Below are 25,634 nucleotides of genomic sequence, written 5' to 3' on the forward strand. Positions count from 1 at the left end.
CGGCGACCCCCTCGAACCCGCCCGGCGGGACCCTCCTAGTCGACGGCGTCCACGGGGTCGTCCACGGAGTCCATGGTGTCCGCGGACGGGCCCGTCTCGGGGACCAGGATGTCGAGGCGGGCCACCTCGGCCGGGGCCATAACCACCGATACCTGGGTGATCCGGTCCTCCACGATGGTGAACACCATGACGCGGAAGCGGCCGTCGACGCGGGCGACCACGCCCATGCCGCCGCCCACGAGCGCCACCTGGGCGCTCTGCGCGAACTGCGCGAACGTCGCGGCCTGACGGGCCACCAGGGCCGCTCCGCGGACCGCTGACAGGGCGCCGGCCATACCGTTGTCGGAGCGCGCCACCACATCGGGGTCGAGCACCTCCAGCAATGCCTCGAAGTCCCCGCCGCGCGCGGCGCTCAGGAAGGCGTTGACGATCCGGCGCTGGCGGCCGAGGTCCGGCTGGGGCAGGGTCTCCGCGCCCCGGACCCGGCGCCGGGCCCGGCTGGCCAGCTGGCGGGCCGAGGCCGGGGTGCGCTCCGTGATGGCGGCGATGTCCTCGAACGGCACGGCGAACAGGTCGTGCAGGACGAACGCGAGCCGCTCGGCGGGGGTCAGCTTGTCCAGGACCACGAGCATGGCGGCGCCGACCGAGTCGGCGAGCAGGGCCTCGGCCTGGGGGTCGCTGGGGCGCGCCGCCCGCGCTGCGTCGGCGGGGGCCGGCTCCACCGGCCGGACCTCCAGGGGCTCCTCGCGCCGGGAGGCGCGCGTGCGCAGCATGTCCAGGCAGACCCGGCCGACCACGGTCGTCAGCCAGCCGCCCAGGTTCTCGATCTCTTCGGAGTCGGAGCGGCTGAGCCGCAGCCAGGCCTCCTGGACGGCGTCCTCCGCTTCGCTGAGCGAGCCGAGTATCCGGTAGGCCACTGCCCGAAGACGGGTCCGTTCGTCCTCGAAGCGCTTCGCCAGCCAGTCGTGCTCGTCCACTGTCCCGTCCTTGCCTTCCGCGTCCGCCGACAAGCTGACGGACGGTCATCGGTTCTTATGCGGAAGGTAATTGTGTCAGTTCCGTGTCGGGTAGGGCGCGTGCCAAGCGGTTCTCAAGTCTTTCCTGAGCGGCTTTCCAGCAGATCTTGACAGTGTTGCCCGATCGGAAAGCAGAGGAGGAGCTGGTGCACGACATCCAAGAGGAACTCGACTGGCGTTCGTACAACCTCGTCATGGGGGCCCCGCCGCTGTGGCTCGCCGGGGTGGAGGAGGAAGAGGAACGGGCGGACCCGCACATCGTGCGCGGCATCGATTGATAGACGGTCGGTCCGGCGGGACTCAAGGCGGAGTCGAGAGGCCCCGGGCACGCTGCTGAGCAGCGGAACTGCCAAGCGGAAGGTGGGGCGATGAAGCCGAGGACCGGCGCGCGCCGCGGCCCGCGATCGGGGTGGCCCGGTGGCTCAGTCCCGGCATCGTCGGCGACCGCTCTCACACACTCGATTCTGCATAGCTGAGGAGTTACCCAATGACTGCCCCCGACGTGGTCACGAGCGGGAAGGGCACGGGTGCCGGCTACAAGGCCGGCGCGATCCTTGCCTTTGTCTGCATGGCCCAGTTCATGGTCTTCCTCGACGTGTCGATCGTGAATCTTGCACTTCCGTCCATTCAGGACGGGCTCGGCATGTCCGACGTCAGCCTGGAGTACGTGGTCACCGCGTACGCGACCGTACTGGGCGGCTTCCTGCTGCTCGGCGGCCGGCTCGCCGACCGCTACGGCCGCCGCCGGGTCCTGCAGACCGGTCTGACCGTCTTCGCCCTGGCCTCGCTCGTGGCGGCCCTGTCCGAGAGCGGCAACGTGCTGATCAGCGCGCGCGCCGTCCAGGGCCTGGGTTCCGCGATGATCGCGCCCTCGGCGCTGTCGATCCTGACCAACACCTTCCCCGAGGGTCCCGAGCGCAACAAGGCGCTCGGCCTGTGGGGTTCCCTCTCCGGTATCGCCTCGATCGTGGGCGTGATCCTCGGCGGTGTGCTCGCCGACGGTCCCGGCTGGGAGTACATCTTCTACATCAACGTCCCGATCGGCCTGCTCGCTGCCCTGTTCGCGTCGCGCATCGTCCCGGACTCCAAGGCCGACGGCCCGCGTACCCGCTTCGACGTCTTCGGTGCCGCGACGCTCACCAGCGCCCTGCTGCTGCTGATCTTCACCCTGGGTGAGGCCACGCACCGCGGCTGGGGCGACACCCGCACGCTCGTCTCCTTCGGCATCGTGGCGGTTCTGCTCGCGACGTTCCTGGTGATCGAGACCAAGGTCGAGGCGCCCGTGATGCCGCTGCGCGTCTTGCGCCTGAAGTCGGTCAGCACCGCGAACATCGCGGCCGTGTCCGTGTTCGGTGCCTTCTCCGCCCTGTTCTTCTTCGCCAGCATCTTCATGCAGCAGGTGTACGGGTTCTCGCCGATGAAGGCGGGCTTCGCCTACGTGCCCCTCGCCTTCTGCGTCGCGGCCGGTGCGGGCATCGCCTCGGGGATGATCGCCAAGGTCGCGGCCCGCGTCGTGCTCCTGATCGGCCTCGCCGCCACCATCGGCGGTCTGCTGCTCCTGACGCGGTCCCCGGCCGGCGGTTCGTACGCGGTCGACCTGCTGCCCGCCTTCATCCTCCTCGGCATCGGCTGCGGCATGTGCTTCGTGACGCTGCAGATCGCCGCGTTCGCCGGCATCTCCGACTCCGAGGCCGGTGTGGCCGCGGGTCTCATCAACACCAGCCAGGAGGCCGGCGGCGCGCTCGGTCTCGCCGTCATCGTGACCATCGCCTACAACGGTCTCGCCGAGAAGCTGACCAAGGCCGGCGGCGACGCCGCCCAGGTCGTGTCCGTGCAGGAGTCGGCGAACCACACCGCCTTCCTCGCGGCGGCCTGCTTCGCGGCGGTCGCCCTGTTCATCGCGGCCTTCTTCTTCCCGAACGCCAAGCCGCAGGCGCCCGCCGTGGCGGCCGACGGCGAGGCGCCCGTCGAGACCCCGCAGAAGGTGATCGCGCACTGACGGTCCCCCGCCGGGCCCCGGCCCGGTGAAAGAGCTCAGTCAGACGGGGCAGTCCCCGCACGCGGCGCCCCCCGGACCGAACCCGGGGGGCGCCGCGGCGCAAGGGGCCCCTCCCACCGCACCGCAGAAGGACGTACTCGTGTCGCAGCCCACAGCCCGCGCCGCCGAACTCGCCGTGTCGGCGCAGGCCGACGCCTTTCTGACCGAACCGCACATCGCCACGCTGACCACGCTCAGGCCCGACGGATCGCCGCACGTGGCGCCCGTACGGTTCACCTGGGACCGGGAGGCGGGACTGGCCCGGATCATGACCGTCGTCTCCTCGCGCAAGGCCCGCAACCTGCTCGCCGCGCCGGGCAGTCGTGCCGCGCTGTGCCAGGTGTCGGACTTCACCTGGGTCACGCTGGAGGGCACCGCCCGGGTCGTCGACCAGGCCGGCCGGGTGGAGGAGGGGGCGCGGCGCTATGCCAAGCGCTACTGGTCCGCGCCGCCGAACCCGCCGGGGCGGGTCGTCATCGAGATCGTCGTAGACCGTGTCGTGAGCCTCAACGTCTGACGCCCGGCCGGAGCAGAGGCGTGTGCGGTGGTGCCGGACTGCTCCGGCACCACCGCACACGTCGTGGCGGGGTCGGTGGGCGGTCAGTTCGCCCCGGGCGGGTTGCCCTCGGTCCACACGACGCGGAACGACAGCGAGCTGATCCGCCAGCCGTCGGGGGTGCGGCGCGCCGCACCGTTGACGAAGGTGCCGGCCGCGAAGCGCGCCGCGGTCGTGCCCTCGGGGGCTCCGGCCGGCAGGTGGTGGACGTGGGTGGCGATGACGTTGGCCCGCAGCGTCGCCCGGTCGTCCCCGTCGAGCGCGACCACGGCGGGCGAGCCCAGGTGCTGGTGGCGCGCGAAGGCGTCCAGGGACTTCTGGTGGAAGCCCGGGAGGCCGTCGGCCCCCTCGTGCCGGGCGTTGGGGAACTCGATCACCGCGTCGTCGGTGAACAGCCCCTTGGCCCATCCCGCGTCGAGTATTTCGTCGTCGAGGGAGATCAGGTATTTGTCGAGGAGTGCGGCGACTTCGGCGGTCGAATGGCTTGATGTCATGCCTGAGGATGTGCGCGAATCAGGCTGGCGGCCAACCCTTCCTGTAAAGGATATGACGTTCTTGTGGAAGACCTGTACTAGCGGCTATTTACTGTCCTGGTAGCCCCTCGCAATACTGGGAAAACACCAGTCGGAAGAGGGCAGATGGACACCTTTGACGCGGACGTAATCATCGTGGGAGCCGGCCCCACCGGACTCATGCTCGCAGGTGAGCTGGGTCTGAATGGAGTCTCTGCCACTGTCGTCGAGCGGCTCGCGGAGCCGATGAAGCAGTCTCGCGCCCTCGGATTCTCGGCGCGGACGATCGAGGAATTCGACCAGCGTGGGCTCCTTTCCCGTCTGGGTGAGGTCGATGTCATTCCCTTCGGGCATTTCGGTGGAGTCCCCATCGACTATCGCTTGCTCGAGGGTGGCTCGTACGGGGCTCGAGGAATACCCCAGTCCCGCACCGAGGGAATGCTGGCAGGCTGGGCCGCGGAAAAGGGCGCCCAGGTTCGCCGCGGCGTCGAGGTCACCGGCCTGGAGAACGACGAGGACGGCGTGACCCTCCAGGTCACCACCCCCGACGGCCCGGGCACGCTGCGCGCCCGCTACGTGGTGGGCTGTGACGGCAGCCGCAGTGCGGTGCGGCGCCTGGCCGGGATCGCGTTCGAGGGCACCGACGCGGCCATCGAGCTGCGCTTCGCCGACGTGGCCGGCGTGCCGCTGCGGCCCCGGTTCAGCGGCGAGCGGGTGCCCGGCGGCATGGTGATGGTCCTGCCGATCGGTCCCGACCGCAGCCGGGTCATCTACTTCGACCGCTCGGAGCCGCTGCGCAAGAGCACCGAGCCGATCACCTTCGACGAGGTCGCCGAGGCGTTCCTGCGCCTGACCGGCGAGGACATCAGCGGCGGTCAGCCGCTGTGGGTCAGCTCGACCACCGACACCAGCCGCCAGGCCGCCGAGTACCGGCGCGGGCGCGTCTTCCTCGCGGGCGACGCGGCCCACATCCACCTGCCGATCGGAGCCCAGGGCATGAGCTCGGGCGTGCAGGACGCGGTCAACCTCGGCTGGAAGCTCGCCCTGGACATCCAGGGCCGGGCCCCCGAGGGGCTGCTCGACTCCTACGAGAGCGAGCGCCGGCCCGTCGCGGCCCGGATCCTGACCAACACGCTGGCCCAGCGCATCCTCTACCTCGGCGGCGACGAGATCACCCCGATGCTGGAGGTCTTCGCCGAGCTGGTGGACTTCCCCGCGGTCCAGCGCCACCTCATCGGGATGGTGACCGGGCTGGACATCCGCCACGACGTCGGCGAGGGCGAGCACCCGCTGCTCGGCCGGCGCCTGCCCGACCGCGAGGTGCTGGTCGGCGGCGACAAGAAGAGCAGCCTCGAACTCCTGCACGGCGGCCGCGGCGTGCTGCTGGACCTGCACGACAACGCCGCGCTGCGCCAGGCCGCCGAGGGCTGGTCCGACCGGGTCGACATCCTCACCGTCGCCAACTTCGACTGTGACGCGCCGCTGGACGGCCTGCTGATCCGTCCCGACGGCTACGTCGCCTGGGCCCCGCCGCTGGGCGCGCCCACCGAGGGCCTCACGCAGGCGCTCACCCGCTGGTTCGGCGAGCCCGCCTGAGGCTGCTGCCCCGGCCCCGCAAGCCATCTGTCCAGTTCACCTGTTCCCCTTTGAGGAAGCGAAGAGACATGCCCAAGATCTCCACCGAGGACAAGCACCTCACCGTCCTCAACCTGTTCACCACGGATGTCCCGGAGAACCAGGACAAGCTCATCCAGGAGATGCGCAAGATCGTCGACGCCGCCACCTACGAGGGCTGGATGTCCAGCACCGTCCACGCGGGCGTCGACGCGCCGGGCACCGCCAACTTCATCCAGTGGCGCAGCGGCGAGGACCTGGAAGAGCGCTACAAGGGCGACGAGTTCAACCACCGCACCATGCCGGTCTTCGGTGAGATCACCACCTCGATCAAGCTCCTGCAGAACGAGGTGGCCTTCACCCAGGAGCACCCGTCGCTGGGCGGCTCCATCGAGATCGGCCCGCACCGTGACGACTACACCGCCATCGCGGTGTTCCCCGTCCTGAAGGAGAACCAGGAAGAGCTGATCGACGCCCTCGGCCCCGGCCAGGGGTTCTTCCTGGAGACGCCCGGCTTCCGCTCGCACGTGGTGCTGCGCGGCCTGCGCGCCCGCGGCCTCGAGGGCTCCTTCGTCGTCTCCTACTCCCAGTGGGAGAGCAAGGAGGCGTACGACGCCTACAAGGCCGTGCCGCAGGACCAGAAGCCGGCCGGCCGGGTCGCCGCCGAGGGCCGCTGCCGCGCCGTCGTGGCCGGGATCCCGGACATCAACACCTACCGCGTCGTCCACACCCGTTCTGCCGGGGAGTAAGAAGCCCCCCGCTTTCCGTCCCCGGAAGGACACGGAACGCCCGGCTCCCCTCCGGGAGCCGGGCGTTCCCGGGCGCTCCTCGAAGCGCCTTCCGCCGGCACCCGCCCCCCGCCCGGGACGACGCGGGAGCGGCCGCCGGGGAGTACCGCATCAACCGCAACTTCTGAGGAGCGAACCGTATGCACAGCACGCTGATCGTCGCCCGGATGGACCCCGGATCAAGTGCGGACGTGGCCCGGCTGTTCGCCGATTTCGACGCGACGGAGATGCCCCACCTGATGGGAACGCGGCGGCGCCAGCTGTTCTCGTACCGGGGCCTGTACTTCCACCTCCAGGACTTCGACACCGACAACGGCGGCGAGCTCATCGAGGGCGCCAAGAGCGACCCGCGCTTCATCGGGATCAGCGAGGACCTCAAGCCGTTCATCGAGGCCTACGACCCGAAGACGTGGCGCTCCCCCGCGGACGCGATGGCCACCCGCTTCTACAACTGGGAGGGTCGGGCGTGACCGGGCGACGCGTCGTCATCACCGGCATGGAGGTGCTCGCGCCCGGAGGTGTCGGCCGTGAGAACTTCTGGAACCTGCTGAGCGACGGCCGTACGGCCACGCGCGGCATCACCTTCTTCGACCCGGCGCCGTTCCGCTCGCGGGTGGCCGCCGAGGTCGACTTCGACCCGTACGCCCACGGCCTGTCCCCGCAGGAGGTCCGGCGCATGGACCGCGCCGGGCAGTTCGCGGTCGTCGCCTCGCGCGGCGCGGTCGCCGACAGCGGGCTGGACATCTCCTCGCTCGACCCCTACCGGGTCGGCGTGACGGTGGGCAGCGCGGTCGGCGCCACGATGGCGCTCGACGAGGAGTACCGGGTCGTCAGCGACGGCGGGCGGCTCGACAACGTCGACCACCGCTACGCCTCCCCGCACCTGTACAACCACATGGTGCCGAGCTCGTTCGCGGCCGAGGTCGCCTGGGGCATCGGCGCGGAGGGCGCGAGCACGGTGGTCTCCACCGGCTGCACCTCCGGCATCGACTCGGTCGGATACGCGGTGGAGCTGCTGCGCGAGGGCACCGCCGACGTCATGATCGCCGGCTCCTCGGACGCCCCGATCTCCCCGATCACCATGGCCTGTTTCGACGCGATCAAGGCCACGACCCCGCGCTACGACGACCCGGAGCACGCCTCGCGGCCCTTCGACGGCACGCGCAACGGGTTCGTCCTCGGCGAGGGCGCGGCCTTCTTCGTCCTGGAGGAGCTGGAGAGCGCGCAGCGGCGCGGCGCGCACATCTACGCCGAGATCGCCGGCTACTCGTCCCGCAGCAACGCCTACCACATGACCGGACTGCGTCCGGACGGCGTGGAGATGGCCGAGGCGATCCGCCTGGCCCTCGACGAGGCGCGGATGAACGGCGACGAGATCGACTACATCAACGCGCACGGCAGCGGCACCAAGCAGAACGACCGCCACGAGACGGCGGCGTTCAAGCGGAGCCTCGGCGAGCACGCCTACCGCACGCCGGTCAGCTCCATCAAGTCGATGGTGGGGCACTCGCTGGGCGCCATCGGCTCCATCGAGATCGCGGCCTCGGCGCTGGCCATGGAGCACAACGTGGTCCCGCCGACGGCCAACCTGCACACTCCGGACCCGGAGTGCGACCTCGACTACGTCCCCCTCACCGCGCGCGAGCAGCTGACCGACGCGGTCCTGACCGTGGGCAGTGGCTTCGGCGGCTTCCAGAGCGCCATGGTGCTGGCCAATCCCGAGAGGAGCCTCGTATGAGCGCCTCGGTCGTCGTGACCGGCCTCGGTGTGGCAGCCCCCAACGGGCTGGGCGCAGAGGACTACTGGTCGGCCACTTTGGCCGGCAAGAGCGGCATCGGGCGGATCACCCGCTTCGACCCCTCCGACTACCCGGCCAAGCTGGCCGGGCAGATCCCCGGCACGGCCGCGGACGACGCGCTGCCGAGCCGGCTGCTCCCGCAGACGGACCGGGTGACGCGGCTCGCGCTCGTCGCCGCGGACTGGGCGCTGGAGGACGCGGGGATCCGGCCCGCGGAGCTCGAGGGCTTCGACATGGGCGTCGTGACCGCGAGTGCGGCCGGCGGCTTCGAGTTCGGCCAGGGCGAGCTGCAGCGGCTGTGGAGCAAGGGCAGCCAGTACGTGTCGGCGTACCAGTCCTTCGCCTGGTTCTACGCCGTCAACAGCGGCCAGATCTCGATCCGCAACGGCATGAAGGGCCCGGCCGGGGTCGTCGTCAGCGACCAGGCGGGCGGCCTCGACGCCGTGGCGCAGGCCCGCCGGCAGATCCGCAAGGGCACCCGCATCATCGTCTCCGGCGCGATCGACGCCTCGATCTGCCAGTGGGGCTGGGTGGCGCAGCTGGCCAGCGGCCGGCTGAGCACCTCGGAGGAGCCCGGCCAGGCGTACGTGCCGTTCGGCCGTGACTCCCAGGGCTTCGTCCCGGGCGAGGGCGGCGCGATCCTGATCATGGAGTCCGCCGAGTCGGCCCGAGAGCGCGGCGCCGAGATCTACGGCGAGATCTCCGGGTACGGGGCGACCATCGACCCGAAGCCCGGCAGCGAGCGCGGTCCGGCCCTGCGCAAGGCCATCGAGACGGCGCTCGCCGACGCCGGCGCGGCGCCGGGCGAGGTGGACGTGGTCTTCGCCGACGGAGCCGCGGACCCGCGCCTGGACCGTACCGAGGCCGACGCGATCAACGCGGTGTTCGGCGCCCGGGCGGTGCCGGTCACCCTTCCCAAGACGATGACGGGCCGCCTGTACGCGGGCGCGGCCCCGCTCGACCTGGCCGCGGCCTTCCTGGCGATGCGCGACGGGGTCATCCCGCCGACCATCAACGTCGACCCGTGCGCCGAGTACGAGCTCGACCTCGTGCTGGACCAGCCGCGCCCGGCCTCCGTGCGCACCGCGCTGGTGCTGGCCCGGGGCCACGGAGGCTTCAACTCCGCGATGGTCGTCCGCGCCGTCTAGCCGCTCACCACCGCTTGGGCATGCCGTAGCGGCATGCCGTACCGATGAAGGGAACGACATGGCCAGCAAGTCTTTCACCCTCGAGGATCTCAAGCGCATCATCATCGATGCCGCGGGTGTGGCGGAGGGCGTCGACCTCAACGGCGACATCCTGGACATCACCTTCGCCAAGCTCCAGTACGAGTCCCTCGCGCTCCTGGAGGCGGGCAGCCTCATCGAGCGCGAGTACGACATCTCGCTCGACGAGGAGGCGGTGGACGACACCCTCACCCCGCGTGCGCTGATAGACGTCGTCAACGCGCTGATCGACTCCTCCTCCGCCGTGGCCGCGTGAAGGGGCTGATTTCACGATGACGCAGAACACGACGGCACGGGTCGCGCTGGTTTCGGGCGCGACGAGCGGGATCGGGCTGGAGTCGGCCCGGCTGCTGGCTCAGCAGGGGCACCGGGTGTTCATCGGCGCGCGCAGCGCCGAGAACGTGGCCGCCACGGTCAAGGAGCTCCAGGACGAGGGCCTGGAGGTCGACGGCGGTGTCCTCGACGTCCGTGACGGGGCGTCGGTGACGGCGTTCGTCCAGGCCGCGGTGGACCGCTTCGGGACGGTCGACGTCCTGGTCAACAACGCCGGCCGGGCCGGCGGCGGGGTGACCGCGGACATCGCGGACGAGCTGTGGAACGACGTCATCGAGACGAACCTCAACAGCGTCTTCCGGCTGACCCGCGAGGTGCTGACCACCGGCGGGATGCGGCACAAGAGCCGCGGCCGGATCATCTCCATCGCCTCCACCGCCGGCAAGCAGGGCGTCGTCCTCGGCGCCCCGTACTCGGCCTCCAAGCACGGGGTGGTCGGCTTCACCAAGGCGCTCGGCAACGAGCTCGCCCCCACCGGCATCACGGTCAACGCCGTCTGCCCGGGGTACGTCGAGACGCCGATGGCGGCGAAGGTGCGCCAGGGCTACGCGGCCGCCTACGACACCTCCGAGGACGCCATCCTCGAGAAGTTCCAGTCGAAGATCCCGCTCGGGCGCTACTCCACGCCGCAGGAGGTCGCCGGCCTGGTCGGCTACCTGGCCTCGGACACGGCCGCCTCGATCACCGCGCAGGCGCTCAACGTCTGCGGCGGGCTCGGCAACTTCTGATCCGCCGCCAGGCGGGCACATTCGCGGACCCCTCCCAGGGCCTCCGGGCACGCGGGCCCGGAGGCCCTGACCGAAGAACCTTAAGGAATCGAAGATGACGACCCGTGAGGTTGAGCACGAGATCACCATCAGCGCCCCGGCCGGTGCCGTCTACCGGCTGCTGGCCGAGGTGACCAACTGGCCGCGGATCTTCCCGCCCACCATCCACGTCGACCGGGTGGAGGCCGAGGGATCCGAGGAGCGGATCCGGATCTGGGCCACCGCCAACGGCGACGCCAAGAACTGGACCTCGCGCCGCACCCTCGACCCCGAGGGCCTGCGCATCACCTTCCGCCAGGAGATCCCGGCGCCGCCGGTGGCCGCCATGGGCGGGACCTGGATCCTGGAGCCCCTCGGCGAGTCCGAGACCCGGGTGCGGCTGCTGCACGACTACAGCGCGATCGGCGACGACCCGCACGACCTGCTGTGGATCGAGCGGGCGGTGGACAAGAACAGCACCTCCGAGCTGGCCGCCCTCAAGGAGAACGTCGAAGCGGCCCACGCGGCCGAGGACCTGACCTTCTCCTTCACCGACACCGTGGAGATCAACGGGTCGGCGAAGGACGCCTTCGACTTCATCAACGAGGCCGACCGGTGGGCCGAGCGCCTGCCGCACGTGGCCGTGGTACGGCTCACCGAGGACGTCCCGGGCCTGCAGACGCTGGAGATGGACACCCGCGCCAAGGACGGCTCGGTGCACACCACCAAGTCGTACCGGGTCGTCTTCCCCGACCACAAGATCGCCTACAAGCAGGTCACGCTGCCCGCGCTGATGACCCTGCACACCGGTGAGTGGACCTTCGTGGAGAAGGACGGCGTCACCGCCGCCTCCTCGCAGCACACGGTCACCCTCAACACGGCCAACATCGCCAGGATCCTCGGCGACGAGGCCACGGTGGCGGACGCCCGCGAGTACGTCCACACCGCGCTGAGCACCAACAGCACGGCGACGCTCAACCACGCCAAGGCCTACGCCGAGAACAAGAGCTGACCATGGCGGACCTGCTGGACACCCAGGTCGTTGTCGTCGGGGCCGGCCCGGTCGGGCTGATGCTCGCCGCGGAGCTGCGCCTCGGCGGCGCCGACGTGGTCGTGCTGGAGCGGCGGCACGCGGCCAGCAGGGAGTCGAGGGCCTCCACGCTGCACGCCCGCACCATGGAGATCCTCGACATCCGCGGCCAGATCGAGGAGTTCGGCAGCCCGCCGAACGAGCCGCGCGGCCACTTCGGCGGCATCCCGCTGGACCTGACGCTGCCCGGGCCCTACCCGGGCCAGTGGAAGGTCCTGCAGACCAGGACCGAGGCGCTGCTGGAGGAGTGGGCGCTGTTCCTCGGCGTCGACATCCGGTGCGGGCACGAGCTGCTCGCGCTGTCCGGCGGCGGCGAGGACGACAGTTACGTCGAGGCGCAGGCCGTGCGCCGTGACGGCACCGCGGTACGGGTGAGGGCCCGCTACCTCGTGGGCTGTGACGGCGAGGACAGCACGGTACGACGGCTCGTCGGCGCGGCCTTCCCCGGCCACGACGCGGGGCGGGAGCTGATCCGCGCGGACGTCGCGGGGATCGAGGTCCCCAACCGGCGCTTCGAGCGGCTGGAGCATGGCCTGGCCATCGCCGCGCGCCGGCCGGACGGGGTGACCCGGGTGATGGTGCACGAGTTCGGCTCCACCGCGCGACCCCGTACCCGGGACGCCGAGTTCGTGGAGGTCGCCGACGTCTGGAAGCGGGTCACCGGGGAGGACATCAGCGGGGGAACCCCGCTGTGGGTCAACGCCTTCGGGGACGCCAGCCGACAGCTGGAGAGCTACCGCCACGGCCGCGTGCTGTTCGCGGGCGACGCGGCGCACAAGCAGATGCCCATCGGCGGGCAGGCGCTGAACCTGGGCGTGCAGGATGCCTTCAACCTGGGCTGGAAGCTGGCCGCCGAGGTCACCGGCCGGGCCGCCGAGGGGCTGCTGGACAGCTACCACACCGAGCGGCACGCGGTGGGCCGGCGGGTGCTGGCCAACATCGAGGCGCAGGCCGGGCTGCTGCTCGGCGGCCCCGAGGTGGAGCCGCTGCGGTCGGTGCTGACCGAGCTGATGGGCCTCGAACCGGTACGGGCCCACCTGGCCGGAATGATCAGCGGGCTCGACGTCCGCTACGACGTGGGCGGCGAGGCGGAGCCGGAGCGCCATCCGCTGCTCGGCGCCCGGCTGCCGCTGCTGCGGCTGGTGTCCGCCGAGGGCCCGCTCACCACCGCCGAACTGCTGCGCACCGGCCGCGGCCTGCTGCTGGACCTGGGCGGCGGTGAGGTGCCGGCCGCGGTGCGCGGGGCCTGGGCCGACCGGGTCGCGGTCACCGTGGCCCGCCCCGCCGAACCGGGCGGACCGCTGGACGGGGCCGGCTGCGTCCTCGTACGCCCGGACGGCCATGTGGTCTGGGCCGGCCCGGCGGGCCGCGGCGACGGACTGCGGGCCGCCCTGGAGCGCTGGTTCGGCGCGGCGCGCTGAACGCGGCCCCGCGCCCTGAAGACTCAACCGAGAAGCCAGAGAAGAGGACCACCATGGAAGGGACTGCCGTGGACGCGGACGTCATCATCGTCGGCGCCGGCCCGACCGGGCTGATGCTCGCCGGCGAGCTGCGCCTGGGCGGGGCGAGCGTCATCGTCACCGAGCGCCTCAACCAGCCCACCGGCCAGTCCCGGGGCCTCGGCTTCACCGCCCGCGCCATGGAGGTGTTCGACCAGCGGGGGCTGCTCCCGCGGTTCGGCCAGGGCGAGACGCTGGAGACCAGCCCGCTGGGCCACTTCGGCGGTGTGCAGTTCGACTACACGGTGCTGCCCGGCGCCCACTTCGGGGCCCGCGGCATCCCGCAGAACATCACCGAGGGCGTGCTGGAGGACTGGGCCACCGAACTGGGCGCGGACATCCGGCGCGGCTGGGACTTCCTGGACCTGTCCGAGGGCTTCCTGGACGGCGACGGCGTCGAGATCACCGTGTCCACCCCGGACGGGGTGCAGCAGCTGCGGGCCTCCTACCTGGTGGGCTGCGACGGCGGGCAGAGCAGTGTCCGCAAGGCGGCCGGGATAGGTTTCCCCGGCAGCGCGGCCACCCGCGCGATGTTCCTCGCCGACGTCACCGGCTGCTCGCTGCGCCCGCGGTTCCTCGGCGAGCGCCAGCCCAACGGCATGGTCATGGCCGCGCCGCTGGCCCCCGGCGTGGACCGCATCATCGTCTGCCCCGACGGGGTCCCGGCGCGCGGGCGCGACGCCCAGCCGGTGACCTTCGCCGAGGTCGCCGACGCCTGGGAGCACATCACGGGCGAGGACATCCGGGCCGGCGGGGCCGAGTGGGTCAGCTACTTCACCGACGCCGCCCGGCTGGCCACCGACTACCGGCGCGGCCGGGTCCTGCTCGTCGGGGACGCGGCGCACATCCACCTCCCGGCCGGCGGCCAGGGGCTGAGCACCGGTGTGCAGGACGCCGCCAACCTGGGCTGGAAGCTGGCCGCGGTCGTCGCGGGCGGCGCCCCCGAGGACCTGCTCGACACGTACCACGGTGAGCGGCACCCGGTCGGCGAGCGGCTGCTGATGAACACCAGCGCCCAGGGCACGGTGTTCCTCGGCGGCGCCGAGTCCGACCCGCTGCGGGCGCTGTTCGCCGAGCTCATCGGCTACGACGACGTCAAGCGCCACCTGGCCGGCATCGTCTCCGGCCTCGACATCGCCTACGACTTCGGCGAGGGCGGCCACCCGCTCCAGGGCGCCCGGATGCCGCAGCGCTCCCTCATCACCGCCGAGGGCGCGGAGACCACCACCACCCGGCTGCTGCACAGCGGCCGGCCCGTCCTCCTCGACCTCGCCGACAGCCCCGCGCTGCGCGCGGCCGCGGCGGGCCGGGGCCACCAGATCAGCGTCACCACCGCCACGGCCAAGCCGGTCGACGGCGACGATCCGCTGCACGGCACGGCGGCACTGCTCATCCGTCCCGACGGGCACGTCGCCTGGGCCGGGGACAGCGCCGAGGAACTCGACCACGCCCTGAGCCGCTGGTTCGGCGCAGCGCACTGACCACGCCGCCGGGCCCGCACCGCGGGCCCGGCGGCCGGCGCACCACGGGGGTAACCGATGGACACCACAGTGACGGTCCCGGCCACAGCCGAGGGCCTCTCCCCCGGCGTGCGCCGGATCACCCTGGACGCGGCGGGAGTGACCCTGTCCGCGCTGCTCAGCATGCCCGAGCACATCGAGCCGCGGGCCACGGTGATCGCGGTGCACGGCGGCGGGATGAACGCCGGCTACTTCGACGGCCAGGCCCACCCGGAGACCTCCCTGCTCACCCTCGGGGCGAGCCTGGGCTACACCGTCCTCGCCGTGGACCGGCCCGGGTACGGGGACTCCGCCGCGCTGTTCCCCGACGGGCTCGCGCTCGCCGGGCAGGCGGTGCTGCTGCGCGAGGCCCTCGCCGACTTCACCTCCCGCTACCCCGCCGGGGCGGGCCTGTTCCTGCTCGCCCACTCCTACGGCGGCAAGCTGGTCATGTCCACCGCCGCCGGGCTGACCGGGGCGGACGGGCTGCTGGGCCTGGACATCTCCGGCTGCGGCCACCGCTTCGCCCCGGGCGACCCGGTGGAGGGGCTCAAGGACAACCGGCGCCAGTGGGGTCCGCTGCGCCTCTACCCGCCGCGGACCTTCCGCCACAGCTCGAAGGTCGTGGCCCCGATGCCGCCGCGCGAGCAGGGCGAACTCGGTCACTGGACCGAGCTGTTCGCCTCGCTGGCACCGCGCATCCGGGTCCCGATCCGGCTGACCTTCGCCGAGCACGAGGCGTGGTGGCACCACGGCGAGCAGGACCTCGCCGACCTGGCGAGCCGGCTGACGGCCGCGCCCCGGGTCCAGATCGACCGGCAGCCCGACGCCGGGCACAACATCAGCCTCGGCTGGGCGGCCCGCTCGTACCACCTGCGGGCCCTGGCCTTCCTGGAGGACTGCGTGACCCGGACCGGGCGCGGGGCGTGACCGCCCGCCCATGAGCCACAGCCGCATCGCGCACGCGTTCCGCTCGCTGTCCGTACGCAACTTCCGCCTGTTCGCCGGCGGCCAGGTGGTCTCCGCCGCCGGCACCTGGATGATGGTCGTGGCCCAGGACTGGCTGGTCCTGGGCCTGACCGGCGGCTCGGGCACCGCCCTGGGCGTGGTCACCGCGCTGCAGTTCACCCCGCTGCTGTTCACCCTGTACGGGGGCCGGCTCGCCGACCGCCACGACAAGCGGATGCTGCTGACCGCCGCCAACCTGGCGTCCGGGGCGCTGGCCCTGGTGCTGGCCGTCCTCGCGCTCGCGGGCTCCGTACAGCTGTGGCACATCTGGGTGTGCGCCTTCGGCCTCGGCGTGGTCAACGCCGTCGAGATCCCGACCCGGATGGCCTTCGTCAGCGAGCTGGTCGGCCCCGAGCTGCTGCCCAACGCGTCCGCGCTCAGCGGGGCGTACTTCAACATCGCCCGGGTGGCCGGGCCGGCGCTGGCCGGTCTGCTCATCACACTGCTCGGCACCGGCTGGGTGATGGTGGTCAACGCGGCCACCTATCTGGCGACCGTGGCCGCGCTGCGGATGATGCGGCCCGGGGAACTGCTGCGCGGGGAGCGGGCGGCCGGGCCGGTGAAGGTCTCGGACGGGCTGCGCTACGTACGCGGGCGCCCCGACCTGTCGATGCCGGTGCTGCTGGTCGGCGCGATCGGGCTGTTCTCGCTCAACTTCCAGCTGCTGCTGCCGCTGCTGGCCAAGACCGTGTTCGACGCCGGGGTGAACTCCTTCGGGCTGATGACCACGGCGTACGCGGGCGGCGCGCTGCTGTCCGCGCTGGTCACCACCTCCCGGCGCAGCCGCCCCGCGGCCCGTACGGTCATCCTGGCGGCGCTGGGGCTCGGCGTGGCGGAGATCGCCGCGGGACTGGCGCCGAACTTCAACTCGGCGCTGGTGCTGCTGTTCGTGACGGGCTTCGCCGCGCTGTACTTCGCGCAGGCGGCCAACCACCGCATCCAACTGGGCAGCGATCCCGCGTACCGGGGGCGCGTGATGGCCCTGTACACGCTGATCCTCCAGGGCAGTACGCCGCTCGGCAGCCTGCTGGTCGGTGCGCTCGCCGAGCACGCGGGCGCCCGCTCGGGGCTGTTCCTCGGCGGCTTCGCCTCGGTGGCGGCGGCCCTGGTGGCCGCGGCCGCCGCCGCGCGCAGCGTCCGCAACCGGACCGGGGCGCCGGCCGGAGCGAAGGGCGCGCCGGGTGCGGCCGGTGTGGCCGGACCGGTGGGTGTGACGGGACCGGTGGGTGTCACCGGGGCCACCGGGCCGACGGGGCCGGGCGGCGGGTGGGCGCACGAGAGTGCGCGGCGGCCCTGAGGGCCGCCGCGCGGTGGCGGTCGTGGTGTGAGCCGCCCGGTCAGACGGGCCGCGCCTCGATGATGGAGATGGCCGCGGCGGTCTGGTGGACGCCGGTCAGCTCGAATCCGGCGGTGGCCAGCAGCTCCCGGTACTGCTCCTCGGTCCGCTCCTTGCCCCCGACCAGCAGCATCAGCCACAGGTCGATGAGCTTGGCGGAGTGCGCCGAGTTGCCCGGGGTGGGCACCATCTCCATGAGCAGGATCCGCCCGTCGGGGCTGATCGCCTCGCGGACGTTGCGCAGGATCTCCAGGGCCTGGTGCTCGGGCCAGTCGTGGACGATGTGCTTGAGGATGTACGCGTCGCCGCCGGACGGCGGGACGTCGAACAGGCCGCGGTTCTCGACGGTGACGCGGTCGGCGACCCCGGCGCCGGCGAGGAACTCGTGGGCCCCGTTGGTCTCGATGCGGGGGTCGACCAGGATGCCGCGGCTGTTCTTCGCACGTTCCAGGATGCCGGCCAGCAGGCCGCCCTGGCCGCCGCAGAAGTCGACGATGGTGGCGTAGCGCGAGAAGTCGTAGGCGGAGACGATCGGGAGCGTCTCGGTCACGGACATGCCGCCCATGCCGTTGGTGAAGACCTCGCCGTACTCCTTGTCGAACTCCAGGTACTCGAAGGCGCCCATCCCGCGGTGCTTGGGCAGGCTGGCCTCGCCGGTGCGGACGGAGTCCACGAGGAAGGCCCAGTCCTCCCAGTGGGTGGGGTGGCCCATCAGCAGCGCGGTGTCGCGCATGGACATCTCGACGTCCGAGCGCAGCGCGCTGCCCATCGGGGTGAGGGCGAAGCGGCCGTCCTTCTGCTCGGTGAATATCGAGTAGCTGGCGAGCAGGCGCAGCAGCCGGTAGAGGGACTCGGGGTGGGCCTCGACCCGGACGGCGAGCTCGTCGACGGTCAGCGGGCCGTCGGCCAGCGCGTCCGCGACGTTCAGTTCGGCGGCGGCGTAGATGGCCTGTGTGACCATCGAGCCCTGGGCGAGTTCGAGCAGGGCGAACGGGGCGGGCGCGAGCTTCCGGGTCAGTCGCTGAAGACCCGACCGCACCCCTTCTACGGTGCGGACGACGCGCGGGGGCGGCAATGCGGGCATGAGTCTCCTCCGGAGGGCCGGCAATCGATCCTGGAATCCTGGACGACAGAGTGGGGCCGGCCGCACGACAACGACTCGGGCCGGTCTCGACGTCGGCTTGAGAACGCGCCGCTTTCGATGTGGGCTCAAGAGCCCGGGGCTACGTTTTTGTCCGGCAGGTCCAATTCAATTCCAGCCAGGACCTGCGGACGACAAGCGCCGATGTGCTCTGGAGGCCGGCCATGCCGCATCCCACCGACACCGACACCGAAACCGCGCTCGCCGCGGCCCTCGGCACCGATCCGCCCGCGGCCGCCCCCGGTCCCACGACGGGGGTGTGGCTGATCGGTGCGCGCGGCTCCGTGGCCACCACGGTGGTCGCGGGCGGCGCCGCGCTGGCCGCCGGGCTGTGGCCGGCGGCCGGACTGGTCACCGAGAGCGCCGCGTTCGCCGGCAGCGGGGTGCCGCCGCTGGGCTCGCTGGTCTTCGGCGGGCACGACGTGGCCGCCGGGTCGCTGCCCAAGCGGGCCGAGGAACTCGCCGGGGGCGGGGTGCTGCCGTACGGGCTGGCGTCGGCGGTCCACCGCGAACTGGCCGACGCGGAAGCGGAGATACGCACCGGCGGGCCGCTCGCGGGCGACCAGCGCTCCGACGAGGAACTGGTGGCCGCCTTCGCGGCGGACATCGTCGACTTCTCCCGCCGCCGCGGCACGGCCCGTACGGTCGTGGTCAACGTGGCCTCCACCGAGCCGGTCGCGGTGCCCGGCGCGGGGCGGCTGCCGGCCAGCACCCTCTACGCGCGGGCGGCCCTGCGGGCGGGCTGCCCGTACGTCAACTTCACCCCCTCGGCGGGACTGCGCCACCCGGCGGCCGAGGCTGAGGCCGCCGCGTCGGGCCTGCCGTACGCGGGACGGGACGGCAAGACGGGGCAGACGCTGCTGCGCTCGGTGCTGGCGCCGATGTTCGCGCAGCGCGAGCTGGACGTGCTGGCCTGGTCGGGTACGAACCTGCTGGGCGGCGGCGACGGCGCGGCCCTCGGCGGCAACCCGGCCGCGGCCGCCGCAAAGAACGCGGGCAAGGCCCGGGTGCTGCAGGACGCGCTGGGCACGCTGCCCGAGGGCGAGACGCACATCGACGACGTGCCGGCGCTCGGCGACTGGAAGACGGCCTGGGACCACATCGCCTTCGAGGGGTTCCTCGGGACCCGGATGACCCTCCAGACGACCTGGCAGGGCTGCGACTCGGCGCTCGCCGCGCCGCTGGTGCTGGACCTGGCCCGGCTGCTGGCGCGGGCGCACGAGGTGGGGCTGGCCGGGCCGCGGCCGGAGCTGGGCTTCTACTTCAAGGACCCCGACGGCGACGAGGCCGCGCTGTCGCGGCAGTACGACGACCTGCTGGCCTTCGCCGCGCGGCTGGGCGGCTCGAAGTGAGCGGACGCCAGGGGCTCGGGGCCTGGGCGGAACTGCTGCGGATCTCCGCGCTGTTCACCGTCCCGGGGGACGCGCTCGCGGGAGCTGCGGCGGCCGGGGTGCGGCCCGGCCCGCGGACCGCGCTGGCCGTCGGCGCCTCGCTGTGCCTGTACTCGGCGGGCATGGCGCTCAACGACTGGGCCGACCGGGAGGAGGACGCCGTGGAGCGTCCGGGCCGGCCGATCCCGTCGGGGCGGATCCGGCCGGGTGCGGCGCTGGCCGCGGCCGGCGCGCTGACGGCCGCCGGGGTGGCGCTGGCGGCCTGCGCGGGGCGCCGGCCGGCGGCGGTCGCCGGAGCGCTGGCGGGCACGGTGTGGGCGTACGACCTGGGGCTCAAGCACACTCCGGCGGGCCCGGCCGCGATGGCCGCGGCCCGCTCCCTGGACCTGCTGCTGGGCGCGGTGGCCTCCGGTGCGGCGGCCTCCGGCGCGGCGGCGCCCGGCCCGGCGGGTGCGGGGCTGCGGCCCGCGCTCGCCTCCGCGGGGATGCTGGGCGTGCACACGTACGCCGTCACCGCGGTGTCGCGGCGCGAGACGCAGGGCGGGGCGCCGGCGACGGCGCTGGCCGCGCTGGCGGGCACGGCGGTGCTGGCGGTGCTCACCGGCGGCGGTTCGGGCGTGCTCTGCGCGGTGGCGCCGGACGCGTCGCGCCCCCGGCTGCCGGCCGAGCACGGACCGGTGGCGGCCCTGGCCGGCCGCGGTCCGGCGGACGTCCTGTGGGCCCTGGCCGGAGCCGCCCCGGCGGGACCCGGCGCCGACCGGCTGCCGGGCCGGGCGCGGGACACGGGCGGCGGCGCCCTGGCGGCCGGGCTGCGGCTGGTCGCCGCGGGCGGGCTGGCCGGGGGGATCGCGGCCGGGCTGCGGGCGCTCGCCGCGGGTGACCGGGGCGGGCTGCGGGCGGTGGCCGGGGCCACGGTGGCCGGGATGTACGCGGCCACCGCCGGGCGGCCGCTCCTGCACGCCGCGCTGAACCCCTCGCCGCCGCTCACCCAGCGGGCCGTCGGCGGCGGCATCCGGGCCATGATCCCGCTCCAGGCGGCCCTCGCCGCGCGGGCCGGGTCGCCCGGGACCGCCATCGCCCTCGCCGGCCTCGTCCCCGTGGCCCGGCGCCTCGCACGGAAGGTGAGCCCCACATGAGCCTGCGCCTGGGCTACGGCACCAACGGCCTGACCGACCTGCGCCTGGACGACGCCCTCGCCCTGCTGGCCGACCTCGGCTACGACGGCGTCGGCCTGACGCTCGACCACATGCACCTGGACCCGATGGCCCCCGGCCTCGCCGCCCGCACCCGGCACGTGGCCCGCAGCCTCGACCGGCTCGGGCTCGACGTGACCGTGGAGACCGGGGCCCGCTACGTCCTCGACCCGCGCCGCAAGCACGGCCCCTCGCTCCTCGACCCGGACCCCGCCCTGCGGGCGGTCCGCGCGGACCTGCTCGTACGGGCCGTGCGCGTCGCCGCCGACCTCGGCGCGAACGCCGTGCACTGCTTCAGCGGCATCCGGCCCGAGGGGACCGACCCCGACACCGCGTGGAAGACGCTCGCGCACACCCTGGGACCCGTCCTCGACGCGGCCGAGAGCGCCGGCGTGCCGCTCGCCGTCGAGCCCGAGCCGGGACATCTGCTCGCCACCCTCGACGACTTCCACCGGCTGCGCACCGAGCTCGGCAGCCCGCGGTCCCTCGGCATCACCCTCGACATCGGGCACTGCCAGTGCCTGGAGCCGCGCCCGCCCGCCGACTGCGTGCGCGCGGTCGCGCCCTGGCTGCGGCACGTCCAGATCGAGGACATGCGCCGCGGGGTCCACGAGCACCTCCCCTTCGGCGACGGCGAGATCGACTTCCCGCCCGTGCTGGCGGCCCTGGAGGAGGTCGGCTACCGGGGGCTGACCGTCGTCGAGCTGCCCCGCCACTCCCACGCCGGCCCCGAACAGGCCGCCCGGTCCCTGCGATTCCTGCGCAACGGAGGCACCCCGTGACGATCCCCCAGATGGAGTCCAGGATCCCCGCCCCGGGCCGGGCCTGGCTCGTCGCCGCCCTGGACGCCGCCCGCGAGCACCGCGGCGGCGCCGGCCCCGCCGGGCTGCCCGTGTGGGAGCTGCGCTTCGCCGAGGCGGGCCGCCGCTGCGGCACCGACGAGGGGGCCGACCTGGCCCGCGTCCAGCTCCTGGAGGCCGCCCGCCCCGACGCGGCCACCGTCGTACGGCTCTACCGGCAGGGCACCGCGGCCGAGCGGCGCGCCGTGCTCCTCGCGCTGCCGCGGCTGTCCCTGGCCCCCGCCGACGGGCTGCCGCTGGTCGAGGACGCGCTGCGCACCAACGACACCCGCCTGGTGGCGGCCGCCGTCGGCCCGTACGCGGCCGAGCACCTGGACGCGCACGCCTGGCGGCACGCGGTCCTGAAGTGCCTGTTCACCTCGGTGCCCGTGGCCTCGGTCGCCGACCTCGCCCGCCGCGCAGCCGGGGACGGCGAACTCGCCCGCATGCTCCGGGGCCAGGAGGCCGAGCGTACGGCCGCGGGCCGCACCGTCCCCGGCGACCTCAGTCTCGTACTCGACCTGACCCGAGAGGCAGCTTCGCTCTGATGCGCATCTTCGACCCGCACATCCACATGTCCTCGCGCACCACCGACGACTACGAGGCCATGTACGCGGCCGGGGTGCGCGCCCTCGTCGAACCGGCCTTCTGGCTGGGCCAGCCGCGCACCTCGCCGGCCTCCTTCTACGACTACTTCGACGCGCTGCTGGGCTGGGAGCCCTTCCGGGCGGCCCAGTACGGCATCGCGCACCACTGCACCATCGGGCTCAACCCCAAGGAGGCGAACGACCCGCGCTGCACGCCGGTCCTCGCCGAGCTGCCCCGCTACCTCGTCAAGGACAACGTCGTCGCCGTCGGGGAGATCGGCTACGACTCGATGACCCCCGAGGAGGACGCCGCGCTCGCCGCCCAGCTCCAGCTGGCCGCCGAGCACGAGCTGCCGGCGCTGGTGCACACCCCGCACCGCGACAAGCTGGAGGGGCTGCGCCGCACGATCGACGTGGTGCGCGAGTCGGTTCTGGCACCCGACCGGGTGGTGCTCGACCACCTGAACGAGACGACGGTGAAGGAGGCCAAGGACGCCGGCTGCTGGCTCGGCTTCTCCGTCTACCCCGACACCAAGATGGACGAGGACCGCATGGTCGCGCTGCTGCGCGAGTACGGCCCGGAGAAGGTCCTGGTCAACTCGGCCGCCGACTGGGGCAAGAGCGATCCGCTCAAGACCCGCCGCGTCGGCGACGCCATGCTGGCGGCCGGCTTCGACGAGGACACCGTCGACCTGGTGCTGTGGCGCAACCCCGTCGCCTTCTACGGGCTCAGCGGGCGCCTGAACCTGGCGCTCCCGCAGCCCGCGGCCCTGCACGCCGGCAACTCCATACTCCGCGGCGGGGAATGAGCCGATGCGTTTCGCGCACCCGGACGGGTCGACCGTCCACCTCGCCTACTGCACGAACGTGCACCCCGCGGAGACCCTGGAAGGGGTGCTGGCCCAGCTCCGCGACAACTGCGAGCCGGTCCGGCTGCGGCTGGGCCGCGAGCGCCTCGGCATCGGCCTGTGGCTGGCCCGGGACGCCGCCCGCACCCTGACCGCCGACCCGGCGGCGCTCGGCCTGCTGCGCGCCGAACTGGAACGGCGCGGCCTGGAGGTCGTCACCCTCAACGGCTTCCCCTACGAGGGCTTCGGCGCCGAGCACGTCAAGTACCGCGTGTACCGGCCCGACTGGACCGAGCCCGAGCGCCTCGCCTACACCGAGGACCTCGCCGCGGTGCTCGCCGCGCTGCTGCCCGAGGACGCCGGGCACGGGTCGATCTCCACGCTCCCGCTGGCCTGGCGCACCCCGTACGAGGACGACCCGCGGGCCGCGGCCGCCGCCCGGGCGGCGCTGCTGCGGCTCACCGCGCACCTGGACCAGCTCCAGGAGCGGACCGGGCGGTCCATCCGGGTGGGCCTGGAACCCGAGCCCGGCTGCACGGTGGAGACCACCGCCGACGCCGTCGCCGCGCTGGCGTCGGCCGCCGGGGAGCGGATCGGGCTGTGCCTGGACACCTGCCACCTCGCCACCTCCTTCGAGGAGCCCAAGGCCGCGCTCGACGCGCTGGCCGAGGCCGGCATCCCGGTGGTCAAGGCGCAGCTGTCGGCGGCCCTGCACGCCGAGCACCCGCACCTGCCCGAGGTGCGCGCCGCGCTCGCCGCGTACGCCGAGCCCCGCTTCCTGCACCAGACGCGCACCCTGGACCGCGACGGCCGGCTGCACGGCGCCGACGACCTCGGCGAGGCCCTGGCCGGCGGCGCGCTGCCCGAGACCGGGCCCTGGCGGGCCCACTTCCACCTGCCGCTGCACGCGGACCCGCAGCCGCCGCTCACCTCCACCCTGCCCGTGCTGCGCGAGGCACTGGCCGGGCTGCTCGGCCAGGGCGGGGCCCGTACGCACCACCTGGAGGTGGAGACGTACACCTGGCAGGCCCTGCCGGCCGGGCTGCGGCCCGACGGCCCGGCCACCCTCGCCGACGGCATCGCCGCCGAACTCGCCCTTGCCCGCGACCTGCTCACCGACCTGGGACTGACGGAGCTGCCATGACGGACACCACCGGACCCACGCCTCTGCTCGTCGTGGACGTGGTCGGGCTGACCCCCCGGCTGCTGGAGCACATGCCGCGCCTGGCCGAGCTGGCCGCCGCCGGTTCGCGGGCCCCGCTGGGCACCGTGCTGCCCGCGGTGACCTGCTCCGCCCAGGCCACCTTCCTGACCGGCGCGCTCCCCAGCGAGCACGGCATCGTCGGCAACGGCTGGTACTTCCGAGACCTCGGCGAGGTGCTGCTGTGGCGCCAGCACAACGGCCTGGTCGGCGGGGAGAAGATCTGGGACGCGGCCCGCCGCTCCCACCCCGGCTACAGCGTCGCCAACATCTGCTGGTGGTACGCGATGGGCGCCGACACCGACATCACCGTCACCCCCCGCCCCGTCTACTACTCCGACGGCCGCAAGGAACCCGACTGCTACACCCGCCCGGCGCAGCTGCACGACGAGCTCACCGAGCGCCTGGGCACCTTCCCGCTGTTCCACTACTGGGGGCCGGGCGCCGGCCTCGCCTCCTCCCGGTGGATCGTCGACGCCACCCGGCACGTGCTCGCCACCCGCAGCCCCGACCTGGCCCTGTGCTACCTGCCCCACCTCGACTACGACCTCCAGCGCTTCGGCCCCGAGGACCCCCGCTCCCACCGGGCCGCCGCCGACCTCGACCGGACGCTGGCCCCGCTGCTGGACGACGCCCGCCGCTCGGGCCGCACCGTCGTCGTCCTGTCCGAGTACGGAATCACCCCGGTCAGCCGGCCCGTCGACATCAACCGCGCCCTGCGCCGGGCGGGGCTGCTGGAGGTCCACGTACAGGACGGGATGGAGTACCTCGACCCGGGGGCGTCGCGGGCCTTCGCCGTCGCCGACCACCAGATCGCCCACGTCTACGTGGCGCGCCCCGAGGACGTGGACGCCACCCGCGAGGCGCTGCGGGACCTGCCCGGCCTCGGCGAGCTCCTCGACGACCGGGGCAAGAAGGAGCACGGGCTGGACCACCCGCGCTCCGGGGAGCTCGTCGCCGTCGCGGAGCCGGACGCGTGGTTCACGTACTACTACTGGCTCGACGACGCCCGCGCCCCCGACTTCGCCCGGCAGGTGGAGATCCACCGAAAGCCCGGCTACGACCCGGCCGAGCTGTTCATGGACCCCGAGGACCCCTACGTCAAGGTCAAGGCGGCCCGGGCGCTCGCCCGCAAGAAGCTCGGCATGCGCTACCGGATGGCCGTCGTCCCCCTCGACCCCTCCCCCGTGCGCGGCAGCCACGGGCGGCTGCCCGGCAGCGAGGACGACGCCCCGCTGATCCTGTGCTCGCTGCCGGACGGCGTCGGCGGACCGCTGGCGGCGACCGCGGTCAAGCCGCTGCTGCTGCGCCTGGCGGGGCTGCCCGGCTGAGGCGCCCGCAGGTGGGATTCAGCCAGGGCTCCACCAGAACTGAC

At 73.2% G+C, this 25,634-nt stretch carries 25 protein-coding genes; 22 read left to right on the top strand and 3 right to left on the bottom strand.

Annotation, left to right across the window (positions count from 1 at the left end; genetic code table 11):
* Positions 1-35: 35 nt before the first annotated feature.
* On the bottom strand, positions 36-977 hold the full coding sequence (locus tag ACZ7GJ_RS25915) for a sigma-70 family RNA polymerase sigma factor (RefSeq protein ID WP_470755150.1): 942 nt from the start codon (positions 975-977) through the stop codon (positions 36-38).
* A gap of 185 nt (positions 978-1,162) precedes the next feature.
* Between ACZ7GJ_RS25915 and ACZ7GJ_RS25920 the strand changes: the two genes are divergently transcribed.
* The 3 genes from ACZ7GJ_RS25920 to ACZ7GJ_RS25930 all read left to right on the top strand — a co-directional run bounded on the left by ACZ7GJ_RS25920 (position 1,163) and on the right by ACZ7GJ_RS25930 (position 3,571).
* Positions 1,163-1,294, top strand: coding sequence for a hypothetical protein (locus ACZ7GJ_RS25920; RefSeq protein ID WP_365923148.1), 132 nt, complete (start codon positions 1,163-1,165; stop codon positions 1,292-1,294).
* Positions 1,295-1,503: 209 nt separating this feature from the next.
* Positions 1,504-3,015 carry an MFS transporter gene (locus ACZ7GJ_RS25925; RefSeq protein ID WP_470755152.1) on the top strand — a complete coding sequence of 504 codons (1,512 nt, stop codon included), beginning with the start codon at positions 1,504-1,506 and terminating at the stop codon, positions 3,013-3,015.
* Positions 3,016-3,154: 139 nt separating this feature from the next.
* Positions 3,155-3,571 (top strand): pyridoxamine 5'-phosphate oxidase family protein, encoded by a 417-nt coding sequence (locus ACZ7GJ_RS25930; RefSeq protein ID WP_365923152.1) that lies wholly within the window; start codon positions 3,155-3,157, stop codon positions 3,569-3,571.
* 83 nt (positions 3,572-3,654) lie between these two features.
* On the opposite strand, the gene ACZ7GJ_RS25935 is transcribed toward ACZ7GJ_RS25930, so the two are convergent.
* Positions 3,655-4,104 carry a nuclear transport factor 2 family protein gene (locus ACZ7GJ_RS25935; RefSeq protein WP_470755155.1) on the bottom strand — a complete coding sequence of 150 codons (450 nt, stop codon included), beginning with the start codon at positions 4,102-4,104 and terminating at the stop codon, positions 3,655-3,657.
* A gap of 144 nt (positions 4,105-4,248) precedes the next feature.
* On the opposite strand from ACZ7GJ_RS25935, the gene ACZ7GJ_RS25940 reads away from it, so the two are divergent.
* The 12 genes from ACZ7GJ_RS25940 (at position 4,249) to ACZ7GJ_RS25995 (ending at position 17,020) form a co-directional block, all read left to right on the top strand.
* A complete protein-coding gene (locus tag ACZ7GJ_RS25940; RefSeq protein ID WP_470755157.1) occupies positions 4,249-5,718 on the top strand; it encodes an FAD-dependent monooxygenase in 1,470 nt (489 codons plus the stop codon).
* Between the two features lie 68 nt (positions 5,719-5,786).
* Positions 5,787-6,485: an antibiotic biosynthesis monooxygenase family protein gene (locus tag ACZ7GJ_RS25945; protein WP_365923158.1), complete on the top strand. Its 699-nt coding sequence runs from the start codon at positions 5,787-5,789 to the stop codon at positions 6,483-6,485.
* A gap of 179 nt (positions 6,486-6,664) precedes the next feature.
* Positions 6,665-6,994, top strand: a complete 330-nt coding sequence (locus tag ACZ7GJ_RS25950; RefSeq protein ID WP_365923160.1) for a TcmI family type II polyketide cyclase — start codon at positions 6,665-6,667, stop codon at positions 6,992-6,994.
* Positions 6,991-8,262: a beta-ketoacyl-[acyl-carrier-protein] synthase family protein gene (locus ACZ7GJ_RS25955; RefSeq protein WP_365923162.1), complete on the top strand. Its 1,272-nt coding sequence runs from the start codon at positions 6,991-6,993 to the stop codon at positions 8,260-8,262. Before ACZ7GJ_RS25950 ends, ACZ7GJ_RS25955 begins: the two co-directional genes overlap by 4 nt.
* The gene (locus tag ACZ7GJ_RS25960; protein ID WP_470755158.1) at positions 8,259-9,470 is read left to right on the top strand and encodes a ketosynthase chain-length factor; all 1,212 of its coding nucleotides are present in this window, start codon (positions 8,259-8,261) and stop codon (positions 9,468-9,470) included. The genes ACZ7GJ_RS25955 and ACZ7GJ_RS25960 overlap by 4 nt, the downstream gene beginning before the upstream one ends.
* A gap of 58 nt (positions 9,471-9,528) precedes the next feature.
* Positions 9,529-9,804 carry a phosphopantetheine-binding protein gene (locus ACZ7GJ_RS25965; protein WP_470755160.1) on the top strand — a complete coding sequence of 92 codons (276 nt, stop codon included), beginning with the start codon at positions 9,529-9,531 and terminating at the stop codon, positions 9,802-9,804.
* A gap of 16 nt (positions 9,805-9,820) precedes the next feature.
* The gene (locus tag ACZ7GJ_RS25970; RefSeq protein ID WP_470755162.1) at positions 9,821-10,609 is read left to right on the top strand and encodes an SDR family NAD(P)-dependent oxidoreductase; all 789 of its coding nucleotides are present in this window, start codon (positions 9,821-9,823) and stop codon (positions 10,607-10,609) included.
* Between the two features lie 94 nt (positions 10,610-10,703).
* Positions 10,704-11,639: an aromatase/cyclase gene (locus ACZ7GJ_RS25975; protein ID WP_470755164.1), complete on the top strand. Its 936-nt coding sequence runs from the start codon at positions 10,704-10,706 to the stop codon at positions 11,637-11,639.
* Positions 11,640-11,641: 2 nt separating this feature from the next.
* Positions 11,642-13,138 (top strand): FAD-dependent monooxygenase, encoded by a 1,497-nt coding sequence (locus tag ACZ7GJ_RS25980; protein WP_470755166.1) that lies wholly within the window; start codon positions 11,642-11,644, stop codon positions 13,136-13,138.
* 53 nt (positions 13,139-13,191) lie between these two features.
* Entirely contained in the window at positions 13,192-14,697 is a 1,506-nt protein-coding gene (locus tag ACZ7GJ_RS25985; RefSeq protein ID WP_470755168.1) for an FAD-dependent monooxygenase, read from the top strand.
* Between the two features lie 57 nt (positions 14,698-14,754).
* Positions 14,755-15,645, top strand: coding sequence for an alpha/beta fold hydrolase (locus tag ACZ7GJ_RS25990; RefSeq protein ID WP_470755170.1), 891 nt, complete (start codon positions 14,755-14,757; stop codon positions 15,643-15,645).
* 10 nt (positions 15,646-15,655) lie between these two features.
* The gene (locus ACZ7GJ_RS25995; RefSeq protein ID WP_470755172.1) at positions 15,656-17,020 is read left to right on the top strand and encodes an MFS transporter; all 1,365 of its coding nucleotides are present in this window, start codon (positions 15,656-15,658) and stop codon (positions 17,018-17,020) included.
* Between the two features lie 40 nt (positions 17,021-17,060).
* Here ACZ7GJ_RS25995 and ACZ7GJ_RS26000 read toward each other — a convergent pair whose 3' ends face one another.
* The gene (locus ACZ7GJ_RS26000; protein ID WP_470755173.1) at positions 17,061-18,143 is read right to left on the bottom strand and encodes a methyltransferase; all 1,083 of its coding nucleotides are present in this window, start codon (positions 18,141-18,143) and stop codon (positions 17,061-17,063) included.
* Positions 18,144-18,364: 221 nt separating this feature from the next.
* Here ACZ7GJ_RS26000 and ACZ7GJ_RS26005 point away from each other — a divergent pair, with 221 nt between their 5' ends.
* Genes ACZ7GJ_RS26005 through ACZ7GJ_RS26035 form a run of 7 tightly spaced genes read left to right on the top strand, consistent with a single transcriptional unit; the run spans position 18,365 to position 25,590 of the window.
* Entirely contained in the window at positions 18,365-19,552 is a 1,188-nt protein-coding gene (locus tag ACZ7GJ_RS26005; RefSeq protein WP_470755175.1) for an inositol-3-phosphate synthase, read from the top strand.
* A complete protein-coding gene (locus ACZ7GJ_RS26010) occupies positions 19,549-20,727 on the top strand; it encodes an SCO3242 family prenyltransferase (protein ID WP_470755177.1) in 1,179 nt (392 codons plus the stop codon). The genes ACZ7GJ_RS26005 and ACZ7GJ_RS26010 overlap by 4 nt, the downstream gene beginning before the upstream one ends.
* The gene (locus ACZ7GJ_RS26015; protein ID WP_470755179.1) at positions 20,724-21,566 is read left to right on the top strand and encodes a sugar phosphate isomerase/epimerase family protein; all 843 of its coding nucleotides are present in this window, start codon (positions 20,724-20,726) and stop codon (positions 21,564-21,566) included. The genes ACZ7GJ_RS26010 and ACZ7GJ_RS26015 overlap by 4 nt, the downstream gene beginning before the upstream one ends.
* 11 nt (positions 21,567-21,577) lie before the next feature.
* Positions 21,578-22,171: an EboA domain-containing protein gene (locus ACZ7GJ_RS26020; RefSeq protein ID WP_470755316.1), complete on the top strand. Its 594-nt coding sequence runs from the start codon at positions 21,578-21,580 to the stop codon at positions 22,169-22,171.
* The gene (locus ACZ7GJ_RS26025) at positions 22,171-23,019 is read left to right on the top strand and encodes a TatD family hydrolase (protein ID WP_470755181.1); all 849 of its coding nucleotides are present in this window, start codon (positions 22,171-22,173) and stop codon (positions 23,017-23,019) included. The genes ACZ7GJ_RS26020 and ACZ7GJ_RS26025 overlap by 1 nt, the downstream gene beginning before the upstream one ends.
* A gap of 4 nt (positions 23,020-23,023) precedes the next feature.
* Positions 23,024-24,202, top strand: a complete 1,179-nt coding sequence (gene eboE / locus ACZ7GJ_RS26030; RefSeq protein WP_470755183.1) for a metabolite traffic protein EboE — start codon at positions 23,024-23,026, stop codon at positions 24,200-24,202.
* Positions 24,199-25,590, top strand: coding sequence for a nucleotide pyrophosphatase/phosphodiesterase family protein (locus ACZ7GJ_RS26035; RefSeq protein ID WP_470755186.1), 1,392 nt, complete (start codon positions 24,199-24,201; stop codon positions 25,588-25,590). The genes eboE and ACZ7GJ_RS26035 overlap by 4 nt, the downstream gene beginning before the upstream one ends.
* Positions 25,591-25,634: the final 44 nt, after the last annotated feature.

The organism is Streptomyces sp. NPDC037242 (assembly GCF_055604165.1).

Excerpts from the sequence above, each read along its gene's own strand:
- ACZ7GJ_RS25925 (WP_470755152.1), top strand. The coding sequence starts at position 1,504 with ATGACTGCCCCCGACGTGGTCACGAGCGGGAAGGGCACGGGTGCCGGC.
- ACZ7GJ_RS25935 (WP_470755155.1), bottom strand. The coding sequence starts at position 4,104 with ATGACATCAAGCCATTCGACCGCCGAAGTCGCCGCACTCCTCGACAAA.
- ACZ7GJ_RS25940 (WP_470755157.1), top strand. The coding sequence starts at position 4,249 with ATGGACACCTTTGACGCGGACGTAATCATCGTGGGAGCCGGCCCCACC.
- ACZ7GJ_RS25945 (WP_365923158.1), top strand. The coding sequence starts at position 5,787 with ATGCCCAAGATCTCCACCGAGGACAAGCACCTCACCGTCCTCAACCTG.
- ACZ7GJ_RS25950 (WP_365923160.1), top strand. The coding sequence starts at position 6,665 with ATGCACAGCACGCTGATCGTCGCCCGGATGGACCCCGGATCAAGTGCG.
- ACZ7GJ_RS25960 (WP_470755158.1), top strand. The coding sequence starts at position 8,259 with ATGAGCGCCTCGGTCGTCGTGACCGGCCTCGGTGTGGCAGCCCCCAAC.
- ACZ7GJ_RS25965 (WP_470755160.1), top strand. The coding sequence starts at position 9,529 with ATGGCCAGCAAGTCTTTCACCCTCGAGGATCTCAAGCGCATCATCATC.
- ACZ7GJ_RS25970 (WP_470755162.1), top strand. The coding sequence starts at position 9,821 with ATGACGCAGAACACGACGGCACGGGTCGCGCTGGTTTCGGGCGCGACG.
- ACZ7GJ_RS25975 (WP_470755164.1), top strand. The coding sequence starts at position 10,704 with ATGACGACCCGTGAGGTTGAGCACGAGATCACCATCAGCGCCCCGGCC.
- ACZ7GJ_RS25980 (WP_470755166.1), top strand. The coding sequence starts at position 11,642 with ATGGCGGACCTGCTGGACACCCAGGTCGTTGTCGTCGGGGCCGGCCCG.
- ACZ7GJ_RS25985 (WP_470755168.1), top strand. The coding sequence starts at position 13,192 with ATGGAAGGGACTGCCGTGGACGCGGACGTCATCATCGTCGGCGCCGGC.
- ACZ7GJ_RS25990 (WP_470755170.1), top strand. The coding sequence starts at position 14,755 with ATGGACACCACAGTGACGGTCCCGGCCACAGCCGAGGGCCTCTCCCCC.
- ACZ7GJ_RS25995 (WP_470755172.1), top strand. The coding sequence starts at position 15,656 with ATGAGCCACAGCCGCATCGCGCACGCGTTCCGCTCGCTGTCCGTACGC.
- ACZ7GJ_RS26000 (WP_470755173.1), bottom strand. The coding sequence starts at position 18,143 with ATGCCCGCATTGCCGCCCCCGCGCGTCGTCCGCACCGTAGAAGGGGTG.
- ACZ7GJ_RS26005 (WP_470755175.1), top strand. The coding sequence starts at position 18,365 with ATGCCGCATCCCACCGACACCGACACCGAAACCGCGCTCGCCGCGGCC.
- ACZ7GJ_RS26015 (WP_470755179.1), top strand. The coding sequence starts at position 20,724 with ATGAGCCTGCGCCTGGGCTACGGCACCAACGGCCTGACCGACCTGCGC.
- ACZ7GJ_RS26020 (WP_470755316.1), top strand. The coding sequence starts at position 21,578 with ATGGAGTCCAGGATCCCCGCCCCGGGCCGGGCCTGGCTCGTCGCCGCC.
- ACZ7GJ_RS26025 (WP_470755181.1), top strand. The coding sequence starts at position 22,171 with ATGCGCATCTTCGACCCGCACATCCACATGTCCTCGCGCACCACCGAC.
- eboE (WP_470755183.1), top strand. The coding sequence starts at position 23,024 with ATGCGTTTCGCGCACCCGGACGGGTCGACCGTCCACCTCGCCTACTGC.
- ACZ7GJ_RS26035 (WP_470755186.1), top strand. The coding sequence starts at position 24,199 with ATGACGGACACCACCGGACCCACGCCTCTGCTCGTCGTGGACGTGGTC.